Origin of the sequence: Dactylosporangium sp. NPDC049525 (genome assembly GCF_040676755.1) — a bacterium.
Taxonomy (GTDB): domain Bacteria; phylum Actinomycetota; class Actinomycetes; order Mycobacteriales; family Micromonosporaceae; genus Dactylosporangium.
Window position 1 is genome coordinate 200,634 of the sequence record NZ_JBFAPO010000005.1, and the last position, 19,786, is coordinate 220,419.

The 19,786-nt window shown below is 71.7% G+C and carries 15 protein-coding genes; 8 read left to right on the plus strand and 7 right to left on the minus strand.

Annotated elements, in window-relative coordinates:
- Positions 1 to 110: 110 nt before the first annotated feature.
- The 3 genes from AB0K00_RS11280 to AB0K00_RS11290 are packed head-to-tail and all read right to left on the minus strand — an operon-like array spanning position 111 to position 3,434.
- Complete coding sequence (locus AB0K00_RS11280) at positions 111 to 1,196, minus strand: glycerophosphodiester phosphodiesterase (RefSeq protein ID WP_363518668.1); 1,086 nt, start codon at positions 1,194 to 1,196, stop codon at positions 111 to 113.
- A gap of 40 nt (positions 1,197 to 1,236) precedes the next feature.
- Complete coding sequence (locus AB0K00_RS11285; RefSeq protein WP_363518671.1) at positions 1,237 to 2,289, minus strand: GNAT family N-acetyltransferase; 1,053 nt, start codon at positions 2,287 to 2,289, stop codon at positions 1,237 to 1,239.
- Positions 2,286 to 3,434, minus strand: coding sequence for a GNAT family N-acetyltransferase (locus tag AB0K00_RS11290; protein ID WP_363518674.1), 1,149 nt, complete (start codon positions 3,432 to 3,434; stop codon positions 2,286 to 2,288). Before AB0K00_RS11290 ends, AB0K00_RS11285 begins: the two co-directional genes overlap by 4 nt.
- A 172-nt stretch (positions 3,435 to 3,606) precedes the next feature.
- On the opposite strand from AB0K00_RS11290, the gene secA reads away from it, so the two are divergent.
- A complete protein-coding gene (gene secA, locus AB0K00_RS11295) occupies positions 3,607 to 6,513 on the plus strand; it encodes a preprotein translocase subunit SecA (RefSeq protein WP_363518677.1) in 2,907 nt (968 codons plus the stop codon).
- Between the two features lie 1,112 nt (positions 6,514 to 7,625).
- Here the strand turns inward: secA and AB0K00_RS11300 are convergent.
- A complete protein-coding gene (locus AB0K00_RS11300; RefSeq protein ID WP_363518680.1) occupies positions 7,626 to 8,273 on the minus strand; it encodes an Rv3235 family protein in 648 nt (215 codons plus the stop codon).
- A 147-nt stretch (positions 8,274 to 8,420) separates the two neighbouring features.
- On the minus strand, positions 8,421 to 8,660 hold the full coding sequence (locus AB0K00_RS11305; protein ID WP_363518682.1) for a helix-turn-helix domain-containing protein: 240 nt from the start codon (positions 8,658 to 8,660) through the stop codon (positions 8,421 to 8,423).
- A 114-nt stretch (positions 8,661 to 8,774) separates the two neighbouring features.
- Here AB0K00_RS11305 and AB0K00_RS11310 point away from each other — a divergent pair, with 114 nt between their 5' ends.
- On the plus strand, positions 8,775 to 9,281 hold the full coding sequence (locus AB0K00_RS11310) for a hypothetical protein (RefSeq protein WP_363518685.1): 507 nt from the start codon (positions 8,775 to 8,777) through the stop codon (positions 9,279 to 9,281).
- Here AB0K00_RS11310 and AB0K00_RS11315 read toward each other — a convergent pair.
- Positions 9,271 to 10,140: a hypothetical protein gene (locus AB0K00_RS11315; RefSeq protein WP_363518688.1), complete on the minus strand. Its 870-nt coding sequence runs from the start codon at positions 10,138 to 10,140 to the stop codon at positions 9,271 to 9,273. The genes AB0K00_RS11310 and AB0K00_RS11315 overlap by 11 nt on opposite strands.
- 107 nt (positions 10,141 to 10,247) lie before the next feature.
- On the opposite strand from AB0K00_RS11315, the gene pruA reads away from it, so the two are divergent.
- Positions 10,248 to 11,867: an L-glutamate gamma-semialdehyde dehydrogenase gene (gene pruA / locus AB0K00_RS11320; RefSeq protein WP_363518690.1), complete on the plus strand. Its 1,620-nt coding sequence runs from the start codon at positions 10,248 to 10,250 to the stop codon at positions 11,865 to 11,867.
- Here the strand turns inward: pruA and AB0K00_RS11325 are convergent.
- Positions 11,864 to 13,456, minus strand: coding sequence for a hypothetical protein (locus tag AB0K00_RS11325; RefSeq protein ID WP_363518693.1), 1,593 nt, complete (start codon positions 13,454 to 13,456; stop codon positions 11,864 to 11,866). The two genes, pruA and AB0K00_RS11325, sit on opposite strands and share 4 nt — an antisense overlap.
- Before the next feature lie 26 nt (positions 13,457 to 13,482).
- Here AB0K00_RS11325 and AB0K00_RS11330 point away from each other — a divergent pair, with 26 nt between their 5' ends.
- The 5 genes from AB0K00_RS11330 (at position 13,483) to ftsE (ending at position 19,784) form a co-directional block, all read left to right on the plus strand.
- A complete protein-coding gene (locus tag AB0K00_RS11330) occupies positions 13,483 to 14,304 on the plus strand; it encodes a tryptophan 2,3-dioxygenase family protein (RefSeq protein WP_363518696.1) in 822 nt (273 codons plus the stop codon).
- Positions 14,305 to 14,400: 96 nt separating this feature from the next.
- A complete protein-coding gene (locus tag AB0K00_RS11335) occupies positions 14,401 to 17,046 on the plus strand; it encodes a protein kinase (RefSeq protein ID WP_363518699.1) in 2,646 nt (881 codons plus the stop codon).
- 81 nt (positions 17,047 to 17,127) lie between these two features.
- Positions 17,128 to 17,643 carry a PadR family transcriptional regulator gene (locus tag AB0K00_RS11340; RefSeq protein ID WP_363518702.1) on the plus strand — a complete coding sequence of 172 codons (516 nt, stop codon included), beginning with the start codon at positions 17,128 to 17,130 and terminating at the stop codon, positions 17,641 to 17,643.
- A gap of 118 nt (positions 17,644 to 17,761) precedes the next feature.
- Entirely contained in the window at positions 17,762 to 18,877 is a 1,116-nt protein-coding gene (prfB, locus tag AB0K00_RS11345) for a peptide chain release factor 2 (protein WP_363518704.1), read from the plus strand.
- Between the two features lie 226 nt (positions 18,878 to 19,103).
- Entirely contained in the window at positions 19,104 to 19,784 is a 681-nt protein-coding gene (gene ftsE / locus AB0K00_RS11350; RefSeq protein ID WP_033367409.1) for a cell division ATP-binding protein FtsE, read from the plus strand.
- Positions 19,785 to 19,786: the final 2 nt, after the last annotated feature.

Here is a 19,786-nt window from a genome sequence, read left to right on the forward strand (position 1 = left end):
TTTTTTTATTGTTTTGACTAGTTTTTCAATCGTGTGTTATGGTGTTTTTGCCCCCCCTCGTGGGCGTCTTGGGGGGGGGCGGGGCCCCCCCGCCCCCCCGACGTTCACCGTTACAGGTCGCGGGCCAGGACCGCGGTGTCGGGGTAGTCGGCGAAGACGCCGTCGAGCCCGGCCGCGAGGAAGGTCCTGATCTCGCCGATCACGTCGCCCCACGCGTTGGGGTCGGTGCCCTTGCGCAGGTTCAGCGGCAGGAACTGGTTCTCGTTGCGGAACGTCCAGGAGTGCACCTTCAGGCCGCGCGCGTGCGCGTCGCGGATCAGCGCGGTCGGCTGGAGCAGGTTGCCGGCCGCGTCGCGGGCGATGACCAGGTTCTTGGTCGCGCCGACGCCGTTGGTGAAAGCCTTCAGGTAGTCCAGCCCGGCCGGCGTGGCCAGGTCCGCCCAGGTGCGCGGGTCGCCGCTGCTGCGGAAGTCGAACGGCGCGCCGACCGCGTCGAGCAGCACCACCGACGGGGTGTCGACCAGGCCGCGCAGCTTCTTGATGCTGGTCGGCTCGAAGGACTGCAGGAAGACGTGCGCGTTGCGACCGGCCAGCCCGTTGCGCTTGAGGACGCGGGCGAGCAGCGGCTCGAGGGCCAGCCCGATGGACGTGAAGTACGTCGGGTGCTTGGTCTCCGGGTAGATGCCGACGCCGGCGGAGCGGGCGAGGTCGATGACCTCCTGCAGGGTCGGGATCTCGAAGAGCCCGTCGTAGATCGTGTTGTGCGGGCGGACTGCGGGCAGCCGCTCGACCGCGCGCAGCGTCTTGAGCTCCGCGAGCGTGAAGTCCTCCGTGAACCAGCCGGTGACCGCGACCCCGTCGATGGTCTTCGTGGTCTGGCGGGCCGCGAACTGCGGCCTCGACGCCACGTTGGTGGTCCCCGAGATCTCGTTCTCGTGCCGGGCGACCAGCTGGCCGTCCTTCGTGGGGACGAGGTCGGGCTCGATGAAGTCCGCGCCCAGGGCGATCGCCAGGCGGTAGGAGGCCAGGGTGTGCTCGGGGCGGTGGCCGCTCGCGCCCCGGTGGCCGATGACGAGCGGCCGGGCAGGCTTCGGCGGGCGGCTGTCGTGGGCGTACGCGGGGCTGACGAGGGTCTGTGGGAGGACCGCCGCCCCGGCGGCCACGGAAATGCCGGAGATCACTGCACGTCGACGCATGCCCTGACTGTCGCGGGCGCACCGCAACGCCATATGACGCCTAGGTGGCCGCCGGGCGCAACTTGGCGAACTGGACGTTGTCGATCCGGGTGCCGTCCGGCCCCGGCAGCCGGCTGCGCTGCAGGCCCTCGCGGTGATACCCGGCGGCCTCCAGGACCCGCTGGGACGCGATGTTGTCCGGTGCGGTGCCGGCGATCATGCGCGACATGCCGATCTCGAAGCCCCAGTCGGTGACCAGCCGGGCGGCGCGGGACGCGTAGCCATTGCCGCGGGCCTGCGGGGTCAGGCTGTAGCCGAGCATCGCCTCGCGCAGGAACGGCTCCGCGTAGTACAGCATGATCTCGCCGAGGTAGGTGCCGTCGGCGGCGCTGCGGATCGTCATCTCCGCCCGCTGCCCGGCGAGCCACTTCGACACCGACTCGGCGCACTGGCGGGTCACGACGGCGGGGTCCATCGGCGTGCCGACGACCGACCTGCCGCTGACGTCCGGCAGGCTGCGCATCTGGTACGTGCTGGGCCCGTCCTCCTCGAGGATCGGCCGCAGCGTGACGACGCCGTCGGTCAGCGAGCCACCGGGCAGATCGGGCAGCGCCCTGGCGCTCGGCCCCGGGGGATCGCCGGGGAGCCGGGCCCACACCACCATGTCCTGCCGGCCGCCGTCCCGGCTCCGCGTCGAGCCGCGCGCGATGCCTTCCCGGATGAACCCGCCGGCGACCGCCACCCGCTGGCTGGCGCCGTTCGTCAGCGCCGTTGTCAGGTACAGCCGCTCCAGCCCCTGCTCGAACAGCCTGGTGGCGAACTGGTTCAGCGCGGCCGAGGCGACCCCCTGGCGGCGAGCCCACGGCGCGACCCAGTAACCGACCTCGGCGACGCCTTCACGGCGGAGTGTCGATCCGATCGAGCCGAGCACCCGGTCGGTCCCGGGGTCGACGACGGCCAGGTCGTCGGGCCTGTGCCGGAAGAACGCCAGGGCGTCGTCGCGGGTGTACGGCTGCGGCAGGAACGGCAGGAACCGTGCGATGGCCGGGTCGCCGCACGCCTCGGCGACCGCGTCGGCGTCGTCGTCCCGGAACGGCCTGAGCGTGACGGTCATTTCAGGTCCTGCTTCAGCAGCGTGGCCACCCAGCCGTCGAGCCGCATGCCGCGCTGCTCGCAACTGTCGCGTTGCACTCCTTCAACCACGAATCCCACCTTCTCCGCGACCCTCCTCGATGCGATGTTGCCCACGTGCGCGCGCCAGACGATCCGGCCCAGCGCGAGCCGGTCGAAACCGAAGCCGCAGATCGCCCGCGCCGCCTCGGTCATGTATCCCTTGCCCCGGATCCACGGCGCCGAGGAGAAGCCCAGCTCGGCGGTCACCGGGTCGGCCGGGCTGATCCGCAGGTCGATGGTGCCGGCGAACCGGTCGTCGGGGTCCGCGAGCACGAAGCCGACGCCGGTGCCGTGCAGCCAGCCGTTCGGATACCGGTGGTGGATGAAGTCCATGGCGTGCTCCGGACCATAGTCCAGCGGGACCGACGTCCACTCGACGGTGTCCCGGTCGCGGAACGTCGCCACCAGGTCGTCCAGGTCGCTCTCCCGGACCAACCGGAGCGTGCCGGGGCCGGCGGGCAGGCGGACCGGCGGGTTGCCGAACGTCTCGGCGCGCAGCGCGCCGGGCCCGCCCGGACCGACCCACGGCGGGGGGGTGTCGCAGACCTCGCCGGGGAGCAGCACCCCGTGCCAGCCGTCGACGAACCCGCCCTCCTTGTCCGGCAGCAGCGCGCGGACCACGCCGTCGAACGTGAAGCCGATCCGCTCGGCGCTGAGCTTCGAGGCGTGGTTGCCGACCTCGGCGCGCCAGACCAGCCTGGTGAGCCCGAGGACCTCGAACGCCCAGTGCGCGACCGCCCGCCCGGCCCGCTCGGCGACCCGCCGGCCGCGGGCCCACGGCGCCACCCAGGTGCCCAGCTCGGCGTGCTTGTTGCGCAGGTCGAGGGTGACCAGGCCGGCGGAGGCGAGCAGTTCACCCGTGCGGGCGTCGAACACCCCCAACGGGGCCGACGTGGCGGTGGCCCAGGCGGCCCGCGACATCTCCCGCACGTAGGCCAGCGCCTGTTCGCGCAGGTAGGGCACCGGCACCATGGTCCAGCGCTGGATCAGGGGATCCTGGCAGGCGCGGAAGACGTCTTCGGCGTCGTCCTCCTGCCAGGCGCGCAGGACGAGCCCGTCGCCGGTGGTCAGTTCGATCGGCTCCATGTTCGCCGATCCTGCCCCAAATGTGCCTGCTGTCGGCGGATATTTCTTCGGTACCTGAGGGTGATTTGTACTACTCTGTCCCTTCGTGTCCGTAGAGCGGGTGGGCGGGGGCGTCAGTTCGGTCGAGAAGCCGCCTACGATGGGTCGCAGACGTTTGAGGGAGCGCTGACCCGTGTCGATTTTCGAGAAGATCCTCCGCGCCGGCGAAGGTCGCCAGGTGCGGCGGTTGAAGGCTGTCGCCAACGCCGTCAACTCGCTGGAGGAGGAGTACGCCGACCTGTCCGACGAAGAGCTGGCCGACATGACGAACCAGTTCAAGGAGCGGCTTGCCGACGGTCAGACGTTGGACGACATCCTGCCCGAGGCGTTCGCGGTGGCCCGCGAGGCGGCCTCGCGGGTGCTCGGGCAGCGCCACTACGACGTGCAGGTCATGGGCGGCGCCGCCCTGCACTACGGCAACATCGCCGAGATGAAGACCGGTGAGGGCAAGACGCTCACCTGCGTGCTCCCGGCCTATCTCAACGCGCTCTCGGGCAAGGGCGTGCACGTCATCACCACCAACGACTACCTCGCCCAGCGCGACGCCGAGTGGATGGGCCGGGTGCACCAGTTCCTCGGGCTCACGGTCGGCACCGTGCTGCCCAACCAGCCGTCATCGGCGCACCGCGCCGCGTATGACTGCGACATCACGTATGGCACCAACAATGAGTTCGGCTTCGACTACCTGCGCGACAACATGGCGTGGTCGCGCGACGAGCTCGTGCAGCGGGGTCACAACTTCGCGATCGTCGACGAGGTCGACTCCATCCTGATCGACGAGGCCCGCACCCCGCTGATCATCGCCGGCCCGGCTGAGCAGTCCGCCCGGTGGTATCAGGAGTTCTCCCGCGTGGTCAGCCGGATGAAGCGCGGCAAGGACGGCGAGGGCGACTACGAGGTCGACGAGTCCAAGCGCACGATCTCCGTCACCGAGCGCGGCGTCGGCAAGGTCGAGGACCAGCTCGGCATCGACAACCTCTACGAGTCGGTCAACACCCCGCTGGTCGGCTACCTGAACAACGCCATCAAGGCCAAGGAGCTCTACAAGCTCGACAAGGACTACGTCGTCAACGACGGCGAGGTCCTCATCGTCGACGAGTTCACCGGCCGCATCCTGCACGGCCGGCGCTACAACGAGGGCATGCACCAGGCCATCGAGGCCAAAGAAGGCGTCGAGATCAAGCAGGAGAACCAGACCCTCGCCTCGATCACGCTGCAGAACTTCTTCCGCCTGTATTCGAAGCTGTCGGGCATGACAGGCACCGCCCAGACCGAGGCCGCCGAGTTCAACAAGGTCTACGGCGTCGGCGTCATCAGCATCCCGACGCACCGCTCCATGGTCCGGGTCGACCACCCCGACGTGATCTACAAGTCGGAGAAGGCGAAGTACAACGCCGTCGTCGACGACATCGTCGAGCGGCACGCCCTCGGCCAGCCGATCCTCGTCGGCACCGTCTCGGTGGAGAAGTCCGAGCTGCTCTCGCAGCTGCTGCGCAAGCGTGGCGTCGCCCACGCGGTCCTCAACGCGAAGTTCCACGCCAAAGAGGCCGAGATCATCGCGCAGGCCGGCCGCCGGGGCGCCGTCACCGTCGCCACCAACATGGCCGGCCGTGGCACCGACATCCTCCTCGGCGGCAACGCCGAATACCTCGCCGCCGCCGAGCTGCGCCAGCGCGGCGTCACCGAGGAGGAGAACCCGGAGGAATACGAGGCCGCGTTCGCCGACGCCCTGCCTCGCTGGGAGAAGCTCGTCGAGGACGAGTCCGACGAGGTCACCGACGTCGGCGGGCTCTATGTGCTGGGCACCGAGCGGCACGAGTCCCGCCGGATCGACAACCAGCTGCGCGGCCGCTCCGGCCGTCAGGGCGACCCGGGCGAGTCCCGCTTCTACCTGTCGCTGCAGGACGAGCTGATGCGCCGCTTCCGGGCCAGCGCGGTCGAGGCGGTCATGGACCGCTTCAACATCCCGGAGGACGTGCCCATCGAGTCCAAGATGGTCACCCGCCAGATCAAGAGCGCCCAGACCCAGATCGAGGCCCAGAACGCCGAGATCCGCAAGAACGTCCTCAAGTACGACGAGGTCCTCAACAAGCAGCGCAAGGTCATCTACGCCGAGCGCAAGCGCGTCCTGGACGGCGAGGACCTCAGCGAGCAGGTCCGCAACATGATCGACGGGGTCGTCGGCGACTACGTCATGGCCGCCACCTCCCTCGGCGAGACCGCCGAGGACTGGGACCTCGAGCAGCTGTGGACCAACCTCAAGCAGCTGTACCCGGTCGGCGTCACTATCGAGGACCTCGAGGAGGAGGCCGGCGGCACGCTGGACCCGGAGTTCCTCAAGAACCAGCTCATCGACGACGCCCACGCCGCCTACGACCGCCGCGAGGAGGAGCTCGGCGCCGAGGCCGTCCGCGAGCTGGAGCGTCAGGTCCTGCTCAACGTCATCGACCGCAAGTGGCGCGAGCACCTCTACGAGATGGACTACCTGCAGGAAGGCATCACGCTGCGGGCCTACGCGCAACGCGACCCGGTGGTCGAGTATCAGCGCGAGGGCTTCGACATGTTCCAGCAGATGCAGGAAGGCATTAAGGAAGAGGCCGTCGGCTTCCTCTTCAACCTGGAGGTCCAGGTCGAGGAGGCCCCCGCGCCTGTGCTGGACGTCGCCTCCGCCGCCCAGACGGGCGCCAACGTGCCGCTGCCCGAGCCGCACGTCGAGATCCGCGCCAAGGGCCTCGGCGGCAACCGGATGCCGCGCGCCCTGCAGTATTCCGCTCCGACGATCGACGGCGAGGCAGGTGTCGTCATCGAGCAGCAGGACGAGGCCCCCGCCCTCGGCCTCGGCGGCGGCACCGGCACCCGGGCGACCCCGCCGTCCCCGGGCGCGGGCGTCCGCCGTTCGGGTCCGGTGGCACCGTCCGCCGCCCGCAAGCCCTCCCCGGGCCAAGCGGTCGCGAGCAACGGCCCGTCGCGCAACGCCCCGTGCCCGTGCGGCTCCGGCAAGAAGTACAAGCGCTGCCACGGCGCCCCCGGCGGCGCGTGACCGGTTCGACCCCAGCTCCACCCCGGACGCCCATCCTCTGCTTCTCGGAGGGTGGGCGTCCGGCCTTTTCTGGCCCTGCCGGCCGCCCCTTGCCCGCAGCCCTGCGCCGCCGCTCGGACCCCGCGAAGTCTGGCGGAGAGGTGCGCTGCGGAGCGGGTGGGCGGCGGGCGGTGCCGGACGTCCTGCGTCGCCGCTTGGGCCTCGCGAAGCCGGGTGGAGCGGGATGCGCGGCGGAGCGGGTGCGGGGCGGAGCGGGTGGGCGGCGGGCGGTGCCGGACGTCCTGCGTCGCCGCTTGGGCCTCGCGAAGCCCCGGTGGAGCGGGATGCGCGGCGGAGCGGGTGGGCGGCAGGCGCCGCCGGAGGCCCTGCGTCGCCGCTTGGGCCTCGCGAAGCGCCGCGGCAGTGTGCGGCGGAGCGGTGCGCGGCAGGCGCCGCCAGACGCCCTGCGTCGCCGCTTGGACCCGCGAAGCCCGGTGGAGCGGGTGCGTGGCGGAGAGGGTGCGCGGCGGAGCGGGTGTGCGGCGGAGCGGTGCGCGGCAGGCGCCGCCGGACGTCCTGCGCCGCCGCTTGGGCCCCGCGAAGCCCGGTGGAGAGGGTGCGCGGCGGGCGGCGCCCGACGTTGGGCGCAAGGCCTGCCCGCGAGCCGTCCGAGCCTCGAAGCCGCCGCCGTTCTCGTGGCGTGCGGCACCGCGGGCGGCGACCCGCGCGCTGGCGTCTCCGCGGCTGGCGACTGAACGTTCGGCGCGAAATGGATGCGCCCCCGAGGCGCCGTCCGTCCGCGTTTGACCCGTCGAGGTGGACGGCACCGCCAGCCGCCGCGCTTCGCGCGACCCCGAGGTCCGTGGGGTGGAAGCCCGGTACGCCCGCCGCCCCTCCAGAGGGCGCACCGGGGGTCTCGACCGGCCCTCGCCGTCCCGGAGGCCCGCTGAGCAGCGGGGACCCGCCGGCCCGCGAGGTTGGCCGGTGGGGTCCCCGCTGTCAGGTGGCCAGCCCGGGAGCGACAGGGCTGGATGGTGGCGAGCCGTCGTCCTGCCCCGTGTCGGGACGGTGGCTCGGGGACGGGGTGTGGACCGGTGCGCCCGCCGCCCTCCCTCGGTGGGCGCACCGGAGCTTCAGACGACCTGGACCAAGGTGCACAGCCAGGTGGGCGGGGCGGGCGCCGGGCGGGCGGTGCGCTCCAGGCGGACGGCCATCGCCCAGACGGCAGGGCCCTGCTCGAGGATGGCGACGAGCTCGGCGACCCCCGGCAGCGGCTCGCTGACGAGCATGCGGCGGACGCGGACCAGGTGGCCCTGGCGGGCGGCGTGGGACGGGGGCATGCGGACCCGGACGGTGCGGCGGACCAGCTGGTCGGTCACTGCGGTGCAGTGCTTCGGGTGGGTGACCTGACGCAGGTGGGCGGCCGGGCGGTATCCGTTGAGGATCTCGACGCACATGCCGACGAAGCGTTGGGCGGCGGCGTGCGGGGGCGGCGGGGCGGCGTCGCCGACCGGTGGGGCCGGGCGCCTGGGGCGGGAGGACGCCACCCGTGCCGCCCCGGGGAACGCCAGCCAGTCGCCGGGCAGGAAGTCCATGCCGCTCGCCGGTTGGGCCGGCCGCCGCACCAGGGTCTCCTCGCACGGCGGGTCCAGCAGCGGCGCGGGTCGCACCAGCACCGCGGCGCCGGGCGGGCCCGGGGTCGCCGGGGCCCGGGTGCCGCCCGCGGGCCGGCCGGTGCGGATGCGGCGGCGCGGGCGAGCCGGAGTCGTGGTGGGCGCCATGCCTGCCTCCCGATCCTTGCGTTTGCTTACGTTTGCCTCCTCCTTTTTAAGACCGGCTCGTAACCAGGTCAAGGCAAACGTAGGCAAACGCAAGATCAACTAAGTCGTAACGTACCCATAAATCCGGAAAAAACGGGGCTTGGTGCTTTACGCGAACGAGTCGTCGTCGGCGCGCTCCACGAGCGGGTTCGTGCGGACCCACTCGGCGGTCTCCGCGTACTTGCGCTCGATGTACTCCTCGAGCTTGGACCGCTCGATGCGCCACTGGCCCCGCCCGCCGACCTTGATCGCGGGCAGCTCGCCGCTGCGGACCATGTGGTAGACCTGCGAGGTCGACACGTTCAACTGCTCGGCGACGTCGGCCATGAGCAGGAATCGCGGCTCCATACGGCTCAGTTTGCCACCGTTCACGCCCGACAGGCTTCGACGGCCCGAGGAAGCCGATCGGGACACGCGGCGTTTGCGCGGCAAAAGCGGGACCAAGGGTGTAGGACAGGTGTCGTGACGAGTGACCTCACCCGCGTGTACCTGCCCGCGACCCTGGCCCAGCTGGCCGTCCTGCGGGAAAGCGGCGAGCTGCCCCCGCCCGGCGAGGCGCACGCCGTCACGCCCGCGTTGCGGGAGTGGTACGCGGAAGGCGATGAGGAGGAGCTCGAATACGTCGCGTTCACACGGGCCGCCCAGAGCGCGCTACGGCTCCTGCGGCACGACCCGAAGGCGCCCCGCCGCCGGGTGGTGCTGTGCGTGGACCTGCCGGAGAAGTCCCTGAAGATGGCCGGGCTGGACCTCGGGTCGAGCCAGGTCGAGGTGGCCGGGAAGGTGCCGCTGCGGGCGGTCGCCGCGATCCACGTCGACGGCCACGACGCCGAGCCGGAGGTGTCGGCCGCCGCGGACGTGGTGGAGGAGGCCGCCGCCGGCGACCCGGACGCGCAGTTCACCGTGGACGGCGCCGAGGATCACGAGCTGGAGTGGTTCGACCCGTCGGAGCTGGATCAGCTCATCGGGTAGCGGGCCGCCGCATGGTCCGCCCGACGAGGATCATGGCGGTGAAGGCGCCGGCGAAGAGCACGATCATGCCGTGGTTGATCTGCTCCGGCAGGCGGCTGTAGATGATCTGCGCGTCGAACTCGCTGTAGTCCTCGACGATCTCGGTCAGCGGGAGCCGGCCCAGCCAGCCGAGGAGCGTCGCCACGAGGGTCAACGCACCGGCGGCGGCGCCGGCGGCGGGGTACACCGGCCACGGCAGTGCGAGACCGGTCCGGCGCAGGTAGGCGAAGGCGACGACACCGGCCAGGACGCCGCTGACGACGGACGTGGTCAGCTGCAGGCGGGACGCGGCCGCCGCCATCGTGCCGACGGTCTCCTGGTTGCCGAAGAAGTCGACGAGGTCGTTCTGGAAGTAGGCGGCGACGAGCCCGAGGCCGGTCGCGGCGACCCCGCCAGCGATCCCGGCCGTGACCGCGACCAGGGGGCGGAACGTGGCCGCCGCACCGCCGAGCGCACCGGTGACGGCGACGACCACGGCGACATACGGCACGGCGGGGCCGTGGTGATACGCCACCAGCATCCCGGCCATGGCCAGCAGCCCGACGGCCAGGCCGCCGACGGCGCCCGCGAGCAGCCGGCGCCAGGGCAGCAGCCCCACGGCGAGGATCCCGGCGGCGCCGCCGGCCAGGATCGTCGCGAGCAGCACGCTGGGCAGGACCAGGGCGGCGAGGGTGGTGATGAGGAACTCGCTCGCCGCGTTGGCGATGACGCTGTAGGTCGACCACAGCGTCAGCGCGAGCAGCACGAGCGCGATGACGACCACCGTGACCGGCCGGCGCTGCTCAACGACCTCGGCTCGAACGGCCTGCTTGGTACCCACGAGCAAGGAGCGTACGCGGGAGCGACCCGAAGGACCGTTCAGGGGAGCGTGGGAAGATGAGAGGAAACCTCGTCAACGTTGCCGAGTAGAGATCTGGGAGTTCCGTGATGGATGGCTTGTTCGCCGTGCCCGACCCGACCAACGAGCCGGTCCGCGGCTATGCGCCCGGGTCGGCGGAGCGGGAGAGCCTGCGGCGCCGCCTGGCCGAGCTGGCCGGTGAGCGCTTCGAGCTGACGATGACGATCGACGGCAAGGAGCGGATGGCCGCCGGCGAGCCGATCGACGTCGTGCAGCCACACAAGCACCGGCACGTGCTCGGCGTCACGCACAACGCGACGACCGGCGACGCCGCCGCCGCGGTCGACGCGGCGAAGCGGGCCGCACCGGCCTGGCGGGACCTGCCGTTCAGCGAGCGGGCCGCGGTGTTCCTGCGCGCCGCCGACCTCCTCGCCGGGCCGTGGCGGGACACGCTCAACGCCGCCACGATGCTCGGGCAGAGCAAGACCGCGATCCAGGCCGAGATCGACGCGGCCTGTGAGCTGATCGACTTCCTGCGGTTCAACGTGCACTTCGCCCAGCAGATCCTGGCCGAGCAGCCCAACTCGTCGCCGGGCGTGTGGAACCGGTTCGACCACCGCCCCCTGGAGGGGTTCGTCTACGCGATCACCCCGTTCAACTTCACCGCGATCGCGGGCAACCTGCCGTCCGCGCCGGCGCTGATGGGCAACACCGTGGTGTGGAAGCCGTCGCCGACGCAGCAGCTGGCGGCGCACTTCACCATGCGGCTGTTCGAGGCCGCGGGGCTGCCCGCCGGCGTGATCAACCTGGTCACCGGCGACGGCCTGGCCACCTCCGAGGTCGCCCTGGCCGACCGCGACCTGGCCGGCATCCACTTCACCGGCTCGACCGCGGTGTTCCGCACCCTGAACCGGATCGTCGCGGAGCGGGAGTTCCGCTCCTACCCGCGCATCGTCGGCGAGACCGGCGGCAAGGACTTCGTGATCGCCCACCCGTCTGCGGACCCGGCGGCGCTGACCACTGCGCTGATCCGCGGCGCGTTCGAGTATCAGGGCCAGAAGTGCTCCGCCGCGTCCCGCGCGTATGTCCCCCGGTCGCTGTGGACGAAGATCAAGGACCAGCTCACCACGACCGCCGACGAGCTGACCTACGGCGACGTCACCGACTTCACCAACTTCGGTGGCGCCGTGATCGACCGGCGGGCGTTCGAGCGGCACGCCCAGGCCCTCGACCGGATCAAGAACTCGTCGTCGTGCACGGTCGTGGCCGGCGGCACCACCGACGACAGCGAGGGCTTCTTCGTGCGCCCGACCGTCGTGGAGTCCACCGACCCGGCGCACGAGGTGTTCACCACCGAATACTTCGGCCCGATCCTCGGCGTGCACGTCTACGCCGACGCCGACTACGACGCGGTCGTCACGCAGGCGGAGTCGGTCGCGCCGTATGCGCTCACCGGGTCGATCTTCGCCACCGACCGGCAGGCGATCGAGCGGGCGTCACACGCGCTGCGCTTCGCCGCCGGCAACTTCTACGTCAACGACAAGCCGACCGGGGCGGTCGTCGGGCAGCAGCCGTTCGGCGGCGGGCGCGCCTCCGGCACCAACGACAAGGCCGGCTCCTGGCACAACCTGCTGCGCTGGACGTCGCCGCGCACGATCAAGGAGACGTTCGTGCCGCCGACCGACCACCGCTACCCGCACATGGACTAGACGCGCACGGGTGCGACCGCGACGATCTTGTCCAGGGTGAAGGCCCGGTCGTCGCGGCGCATCCGGCACCACGCGTCGACGGTGCCGCCGGACAGGTGCGCGTTGTCGATGACGCGTTCGGACGTGCGGCCGTGCGCGTCGACGTAGCGGATCCACACCGGTGAGCCGTCCTCGACCGCGGTCGCCAGCAGCTGTGCCTGTTCCGGGCGCAGCTGCGGGGCCCGTTGCCGGATCACGTCCAGGGGGTCCGCCCGGCGCTGCTGCGGTACGAGCAGCCGCTGCGCCAGCTCGCCCGGGTCCACTGTGGAGCGGGCCGCCGGCCGCCGCGCGTGGTCGACCCTGGCGCGGTGCAGCCGGACGGGTCCCGGTCCGGCGTCGCGGGCCGGCCGGTAGCCCGCGGCGCGCAACGCGGCCAGGGTGTCCACAGGGGACAGCGCGGATCCGGCGACGGTCGGCGCGATCCGGCGCAGCTTCAGCGTCGCCAGTTCGTCGGCCGCGACGACGTCGTCCAGCAGCGCCGTGTCGTCGCTGACGATCACGCTGCCGACCCCGCGCACGTGCAGCGCGTCGGCCTCGGGTGCGGCCGGCAGCAGCCGCTGCGCGACGTCGGAGACGCCCCGCCCGTCGGCGAGGGCCCGCCCGATCGGGCTGAGCGTCCCCGACGCGCACACGCCCAGCAGGGTCGCCTCCCGCACGATCCCGATCACCACCGCCCCGAGATCCTCCAGCTCACGGGTCCGCAGCGGCGCGCTCCACCGTACGAGCGGCGCCAACGACGACACGTCGGCCACCGCGGTGTCCGGTGGCAGCTCGTGCATGGCCCGGACGACGACCTGCCGCAGGGGCTCGCCCGACCACCACTCCTTCAGCAGCCTGGCGAGCCGGTCGGCGGGTGCCCGCTCGGCCCAGTCGTCATAGGCGAGGGTCGGCACGAAGCGCACCCCGTCCGGGCCGAGCAGCCGCGCCGCGACCGCCAGGTCCGCCAGCAGCGCCACCGTGGGCTCGTCGAGCCCCGCGGCGAGCGCGAGCCGGCGCTGCTCGCGCACCGCGACCCCGCCGGAGCGCTGCCGGCCCAGCGGCCGGGCCGCCGCCGCGTCCACCAGCACCGGGAGCCGCTCGAGCAGCAGCGTCGCGGCACGGACCGCCGCGTCGCGCACCGCGGTCCGGTCGGCGGGCAGGAGCACCGGCGCGGGTGGCACCGGCTGGAACGGCTCCTCCGGGGTGGCCGGCAGGTACGCCGCGGTGAACAGCGCGCCGTCGTCCTCGGACGGCCACACCAGGGCCCGCTGGAGCAGCACCTGCAGGGTCGCGTCGAGGGCCGGGTCGTCGACGGCGACGCCGAGCCGGTCGGCCAGGTCGGGCAGCGGCACCGGACCGGGCCCGGACAGCGCCTCGAGGACCTGCACGGCCGGCAGCGGCAGCCGCGCGACCACCTCGTCGACCCCGGTCCTGGCCGTCAGCCGCGCGGCCAGCTGCACCAGGTCCTCGGGTGGCGGCGCGCCGAGCGCGTCGGGACGGCGGCGCAGCACCGCGCCCAGTTCGTCCGCTGCCAACCGACCCAGCCAGCCGACCAGTGCACCTCTCGTCACGACTGGTGACCTTATAGGTTTGGGTGGTGACCAACCCATCGCCCGGCAACGTGGCCGGCAACTGGCAGGACGCGCATTTCGGGGAGCAGGGCGGGCGGCTCACCTACGGTGACTACCTGCAACTGTCCGGTCTGCTCGACGCGCAGGTCCCCGAGTCCGACCCGGCCGCGCACGACGAACTCCTCTTCATCACCATCCACCAGGTGTACGAGCTGTGGTTCAAGCTCATCCTCCACGAGCTGACCGACGCCCGGGACCGGCTCCTCGCGGGGGAGACCTACCTGCCCCGCATCCGCCTCGAGCGCTGCCTCGCCATCCAGCGGGTCCTGGTCGGGCAGGTCGACGTGATCGACACGATGACCCCGCAGGACTTCCTGCGCTTCCGCAACAAGCTGTCCCCGGCCTCGGGGTTCCAGTCCGCGCAGTTCCGTGAGATCGAGTTCCTCTCCGGCCTGAAGGACCCGACGTACCTGCAGCGCTTCCGCGGCCTGTCCGATCTTGAAACCTCCCGGCTGAACCGGCGTCTCGACGAGCCGAGCGTGTGGGAGGCGTTCCTCATCACCCTGGAGAAGGCCGGGTTCGCCGTGACGAGCAAGGACGACCGCATCGCGTCGCTGCTCACGATCTCCCGCGACCGGGAGCACCACGGCAGGTTCTGGGACCTCGCCGAGACGATGGTCGCCCACGACCAGGCGTGGTCGCTGTGGCGCGCCCGGCACGTCCTCATGGCCGAGCGCCAGATCGGTACCAAGGCCGGCACGGGCGGCAGCGCCGGCGGCGCCTACCTGCGCTCGCGGGTCGAGCTGCGCTTCTACCCAGAGCTGTGGGAGCTGCGCTCGCATATGTAGCCGCGCTACTCCCTTCTTTGTGCCAACCGATCCACCCGGTCCGTCACCGGGCATCGACGCGGGCCTACCGTCTCAGGTGATGGGGAGGGGTCCGCGATGAAGACGACGACCGGCGCGAAGACTGTGCTCGGCAACCGGTACCGGTTGGAGACCGAGGTCGCCCGTGGCGCCATCGGCGCGGTCTGGCGGTCATACGACGAGCAGACCGGTCAGTGGGTCGCGGTCAAGGTCATGCGGCCCGAGGCGGCCGAGGTGCCCGAGCTGGTCGACGGGTTCCTCGGCGAGGCCGAGCTGCTCGCCGGCCTGGACCACCCGTCGGTGATCAGGGTGCACAACCTGATCACCGGCAAGGGCCTGCTCGCCATCGCCATGGAGCTGATCGCCGGCCCCGACCTGCGCCGCCGGCTGCGCTCCGAGGGGCCGCTGCCGCCCGCCGTCGCCGCCGAGGTGGTCGCGCAGGTCGCCGATGCCCTCGCCTACGTGCACGCCGCCGGCATCGTCCACGGCGACGTGAAGCCCGGCAACCTGCTCGTCCCGCTGGACGGCGGCCCGGTGCGCCTCGCCGACTTCGGCGTCGCCCGCCGCCTCGACCAGCCGGCCGGCCCGACCCACGCCACCCCCGAGTACGTGGCGCCCGAGGTCGTCGCCGGTGGGCTGCCCAGCCCGGCCTCCGACGTCTACGCGCTCGGCGTCGTGCTCTTCGAGCTGATCTGCGGTCGGAGCCCGTATCGCGGCGGCTCCCCGAATGACGTCCTGCGCCGGCACGCCGACTGCGTGCCCGTCCCACCGCCTGGGATGCCGGCCGCGCTCTGGCCGATCATCGAAGCCTGCATGGAGCTCGACCCTCGCATGCGCCCGACGGCCGCCTCGATCGTGGGCCGGCTGCGGGTCGCGGAGGGCGCCCTGGACGGCTTCGAGCCGCTGCCGCGCCTGCCCGCCGAGGCGGTCACGTTCTGGGTCCGCTCCGCCGAGCAGACCGCTCCGGTGTCGGCCCCGGTCCGCCGGGTCGACTGGGTGCCGCTGCCGACCGCGCCGACCTCGCCGGCCGCGGCGTCGGCGGCGCTGATGATGGCCGTGCCGATCAAGGACCTGCCGACGGAGCCCAATGGGCTGCCGCTGGCCGAGCTGCCCACGCAGGCGCAGGGGCCGGGCGCGTTCGCGGCGTCGGTCCGCCAGGACGTCGCGGACCTGCCGACGGCGCCGAACGGGTTCGGCGCCGGGGACGTGGAGCCGCCGACGGAGGTCATCGCGTCGCCGGTGGCCGAGGAGCCGTCGACGGAGATTGTCGTGGAGTCCCCGGCGGAGGCTGCCGCGTCGCCGGTGGAGGTTGTCGCGTCGCCGGTGGCCGAGGAACTGCCGACAGAGGTCATTGTGTCGCCGGTGGCCGAGGCCCCGGCGGAGGTCGTCGTGTCGCCGGTTGCCGAGGAGCCGTCGACGGAGGTCATCGTGACGCCGGTGGCCGAGGAGCCGTCGACGGAGATTGTCGTGGAGTCGCCGGCGGACGTTGTCGCGTCGCCGGCGGAGGTTGTCGCGACGCCGGTGGAGGTCATCGCGTCGCCGGTGGTGGAGGAGCTGCCGACGGAGGTCATCGCGATGCCGGTGGCTGAGGAGCCGCCGACGGAGGCCGTTGTCGGGCTCACCAAGCCGACGGACACCGCGCCCGGTGCCGCCCTCGCGGCGCTGAACCAGGCGCTCGCCGCGCCGTCCTCCACGGACGCCGTCGCGACCGACGCCGCGGTCAATGCAGGCACTCCGGACGACGTCGTTGCGGAGCATGGCCTTGCGGAGGTCGCCGGTCCGCAAGAAGGCGTCGCTCAGGAAGCTCAGGAGGCTCAGGAGGGCGGCCCGGTCGACGAGGCCGAGGCGCCCGCTCTCGTGACCGACGTGCCGCTGTGGGGCGGCGACGCGCCGGAGCAGGCCGAGGTCGACACGTCGGTCGCGGCGGCGAACGCGGCGGACGCGTTCACCGCGGTGCTCACGCCCGGCATCCCGCTCCAGCGGGTCGAGAGCCCGGCTGTCCCCGCCGACGCGGTCGCGGCGGCCGCGGAGGACAAGTCCACCGACGTCGTCGTGCACGCGGCCTGGCCCGTGCTGCCCGACCCCGCGAACGCTCCGCCCCCGCCGCCGGTCGACCCGTTCGAGGCCCCGTTCGACGGGCCGGCAGACCCGTGGGACGCGCCGGAGGCCGCCGCCGAGCCGCAGACCGAGGCGCCCGCCGGTCACCAGACGCCGGCCGGCACCCCGGACGTGCTGCCCTGGCTCCGTGCCGCCGCCGATGAGTCCGAGGCGCGCCCCGGTGACGGCGCCGCGGGCCTGTCCGCCGACGCTCCGGCCGGCGCTGACCGCCGGTCCGACCGGCGGCTCCTCGCCGCCATCGGCGGGGCGGTGCTGCTGCTCATTCTGCTCGGGATCGGCGGCGTCCTGCTCTCCGGCGCGCTGGACGGCGACGGCCGGCGGCCCTCGCAGGTGAACGCGACCACGCCCACGGGTGACTCCGGCGCGTCGCAGGGGCCGAGCGGTGATCCGAGCGTCGGACCATCGGGCGGTGTGTCGCCTTCCGCGGAGCCTTCCACTGGGCCTTCCGTGGACGGTTCCACCGCGCCCGGAGACGGTGGGAAACAGCCCACGAAGCGCCCCTCGACGGTGCCGTCGCCGACCCGGTCGCTGCCCGGGATCGGTGATCCGCTGCCGCCGTTCCCCACGATGCCGTCCTTTCCGCCGCCGCCGAAATTTCCGTCCTAACTCGACAGTCGCGACGCGACAGTCGACAGTGGATTTGTCGAAATCCTGGACTGGGCCGGAGAAAGATGACAGCGTAGGTTCATGGCGGAATCTGGAGTCAACGCGACGGCGGCGGCCCTGCTCGGTCTGCTGCACGAGGGGCCGATGACCGGTGGACAGCTCATGGCTGCCGCACAGCGACGTCTCGGCGCCTATTGGTCGATGACACGCAGCCAGGTCTATCGTGAGCTTCCCGCGCTCGCCGCCGCCGGTTACGTCAAGCTCGGCAAGCCCGGTGCGCGTTCGAGCCAGCCCTATGCGATCACGCCGGCCGGGAAGCGGGCATTCACCCGCTGGCTGTCAGAGCCCGCCGGTCGTGAGGCGCTGCGCAATCCCGTCGCATTGCGGGTTGCGTTCGGGGTGCAGCAGTCCGGTGCGCAACTGCAGCAGGTCTATGCGCAGGCGTCCGAATATCACAATGCGGCGCTGACCGAGGCGCGGGAAATGGCCAAAGAGGCGAAGAAGTCCGGTGACGAGTTCTTTGCCGCGTCGCTGGAGTTCGCGGTCGGCTATCACAAGGCGGCGCTCGCCTGGCTCAAGGGCGCGCCCACCAAATAGCACCGTCGACGGCCCCGCCAGTGTCTCGGGACACCCCGCGGCACCGGTGATAGGCGCCGGGCGGCCTGGCGTACATCCACCGCCGGATACGCCAGCCGGCTCGGCGTAGTCTTTGAGGGTGACCGCTCTCGACCACGCCGAATTGCTCAAGCACCTTGATGGCACCCTGCGCAACATCGAGGCCGTCATCGACCTCGGTCGCCTCCGGAAGGAGAAGGCCGAGCTCGAGGAGGCGGCGGCCGTGCCCAACCTGTGGGACGACCAGGTAGCCGCGCAGAAGGTGACCTCGCGGCTGTCCTGGGTGCAGGGCGAGATCGGCAAGCTGGAGCGGCTGCGGGCGAAGCTCGACGACGCCGTGGTGCTGCTGGAGCTCTCCCAGGCCGAGGACGACGCCGGCTCGCTCAACGAGGTCACCGACGAGATCACGGCGCTGACCAAGTCGATCGAGGAGCTCGAGGTCCGCACCCTGCTCTCGGGCGAGTATGACGCGCGGGAGGCGCTCGTCACGATCCGCGCGGGCGCCGGCGGCGTCGACGCCGCGGACTTCGCCGACATGCTCCTGCGGATGTATCTGCGGTGGGCGGAGCGCCACGGCTACGACACGGACGTCTACGACACCTCATATGCGGAGGAGGCCGGGATCAAGTCGGCCACGTTCGCGGTGAAGGCCCCGTATGCGTATGGAACGCTCTCGGTCGAGTCGGGCACGCACCGCCTCGTGCGGATCAGCCCGTTCGACAACCAGGGCCGCCGGCAGACGTCGTTCGCCGCGCTCGAGGTCGTGCCGGTGGTCGAGCAGACCGACGAGGTCGAGATCCCCGACGACGAGCTGCGCGTGGACGTCTACCGCTCCAGCGGCCCCGGCGGCCAGGGCGTCAACACGACCGACTCGGCGGTGCGCCTGACCCACCTGCCGACCGGCATCGTCGTCTCCTGCCAGAACGAGCGGTCGCAGATCCAGAACAAGGCGACCGCCATGAGCGTGCTGAAGGCCAAGCTCCTCGCCGTGAAGCGGGCCGAGGAGAAGGCGACCATGAACGAGCTGCGCGGCGACGTGCAGGGCTCCTGGGGCGATCAGATGCGCTCCTACGTGCTGCATCCGTATCAGATGGTGAAGGACCTCCGCACGGAGCACGAGACGGGCAACCCGTCGGCGGTCTTCGACGGCGATCTCGACGGCTTCATCGACGCCGGAATCCGGTGGCGGAAGCAGCGCGAACTCAACCCCGCATAGCCGCTCTGACCGCCCGGCAGCGCTTGATCATCGCATTGGAATCCAGCGATCACCTTGGGTGACGAGGTGATCAATGCCGCAAGTGAGGCGTACGTCACACTCGCGGCTGGAATCAGGCGCTGCCCTGCGGTTCGGGTCAGCTCTTCGGGTTCGCATTTAGGGCAAACGGCACGCGACGCACTTCGTGTACTTGGCGTGGATGTCACACCGCGTAGACTCACGTCCCGTGATTCGGCTTGACCACGTGACGAAGACGTATCCGAAGGCGTCCCGCCCCTCACTCGACGATGTTTCCGTGAACATCGAGAAGGGCGAGTTCGTCTTCTTCATCGGACCTTCCGGCTCAGGCAAGTCCACGATCATCAAGCTGCTGCTGCATGAGGTCACGCCCAACAAGGGCAAGGTCGTCGTCAACGAACGCGACGTGACCTCGATGCGCTCGTGGCGCATCCCGGCGTTCCGCCGGCAGATCGGCTGCGTGTTCCAGGACTTCCGCCTCCTGCCCAACCGCACCGCCTATGAGAACGTCGCCTTCGCCCTCGAGGTCATCGGCAAGTCGAAGGGCGTCGCCCGCCGCGTCGTCCCCGAGGTGCTGGAGCTCGTCGGCCTGGGCGGCAAGGAGCACCGCTATCCGCATGAGCTGTCCGGTGGTGAGCAGCAGCGTGTCGCCGTGGCCCGCGCGTTCGTCAACCGGCCGCTGATCCTCCTCGCCGACGAGCCGACCGGAAACCTGGACCCGGACACGTCGATCGAGATCATGCGGCTGCTCGACCGGATCAACCGGACCGGGACCACGGTCGTCATGGTCACTCACGACTCCAACATCGTGAACCAGATGCGCCGTCGGGTCGTCGAGATCGAGAGCGGCCGGATCGTGCGGGACCAGCCGCGTGGTGTCTACGGCTGACG

What these genes read in the sequence shown, in the direction of transcription:
- AB0K00_RS11280 (WP_363518668.1), bottom strand. Translation starts at nt 1,196, where the DNA reads ATGCGTCGACGTGCAGTGATCTCCGGCATTTCCGTGGCCGCCGGGGCG.
- AB0K00_RS11285 (WP_363518671.1), bottom strand. Translation starts at nt 2,289, where the DNA reads ATGACCGTCACGCTCAGGCCGTTCCGGGACGACGACGCCGACGCGGTC.
- AB0K00_RS11290 (WP_363518674.1), bottom strand. Translation starts at nt 3,434, where the DNA reads ATGGAGCCGATCGAACTGACCACCGGCGACGGGCTCGTCCTGCGCGCC.
- AB0K00_RS11300 (WP_363518680.1), bottom strand. Translation starts at nt 8,273, where the DNA reads ATGGCGCCCACCACGACTCCGGCTCGCCCGCGCCGCCGCATCCGCACC.
- AB0K00_RS11305 (WP_363518682.1), bottom strand. Translation starts at nt 8,660, where the DNA reads ATGGAGCCGCGATTCCTGCTCATGGCCGACGTCGCCGAGCAGTTGAAC.
- pruA (WP_363518690.1), top strand. Translation starts at nt 10,248, where the DNA reads ATGGATGGCTTGTTCGCCGTGCCCGACCCGACCAACGAGCCGGTCCGC.
- AB0K00_RS11335 (WP_363518699.1), top strand. Translation starts at nt 14,401, where the DNA reads ATGAAGACGACGACCGGCGCGAAGACTGTGCTCGGCAACCGGTACCGG.
- AB0K00_RS11340 (WP_363518702.1), top strand. Translation starts at nt 17,128, where the DNA reads ATGGCGGAATCTGGAGTCAACGCGACGGCGGCGGCCCTGCTCGGTCTG.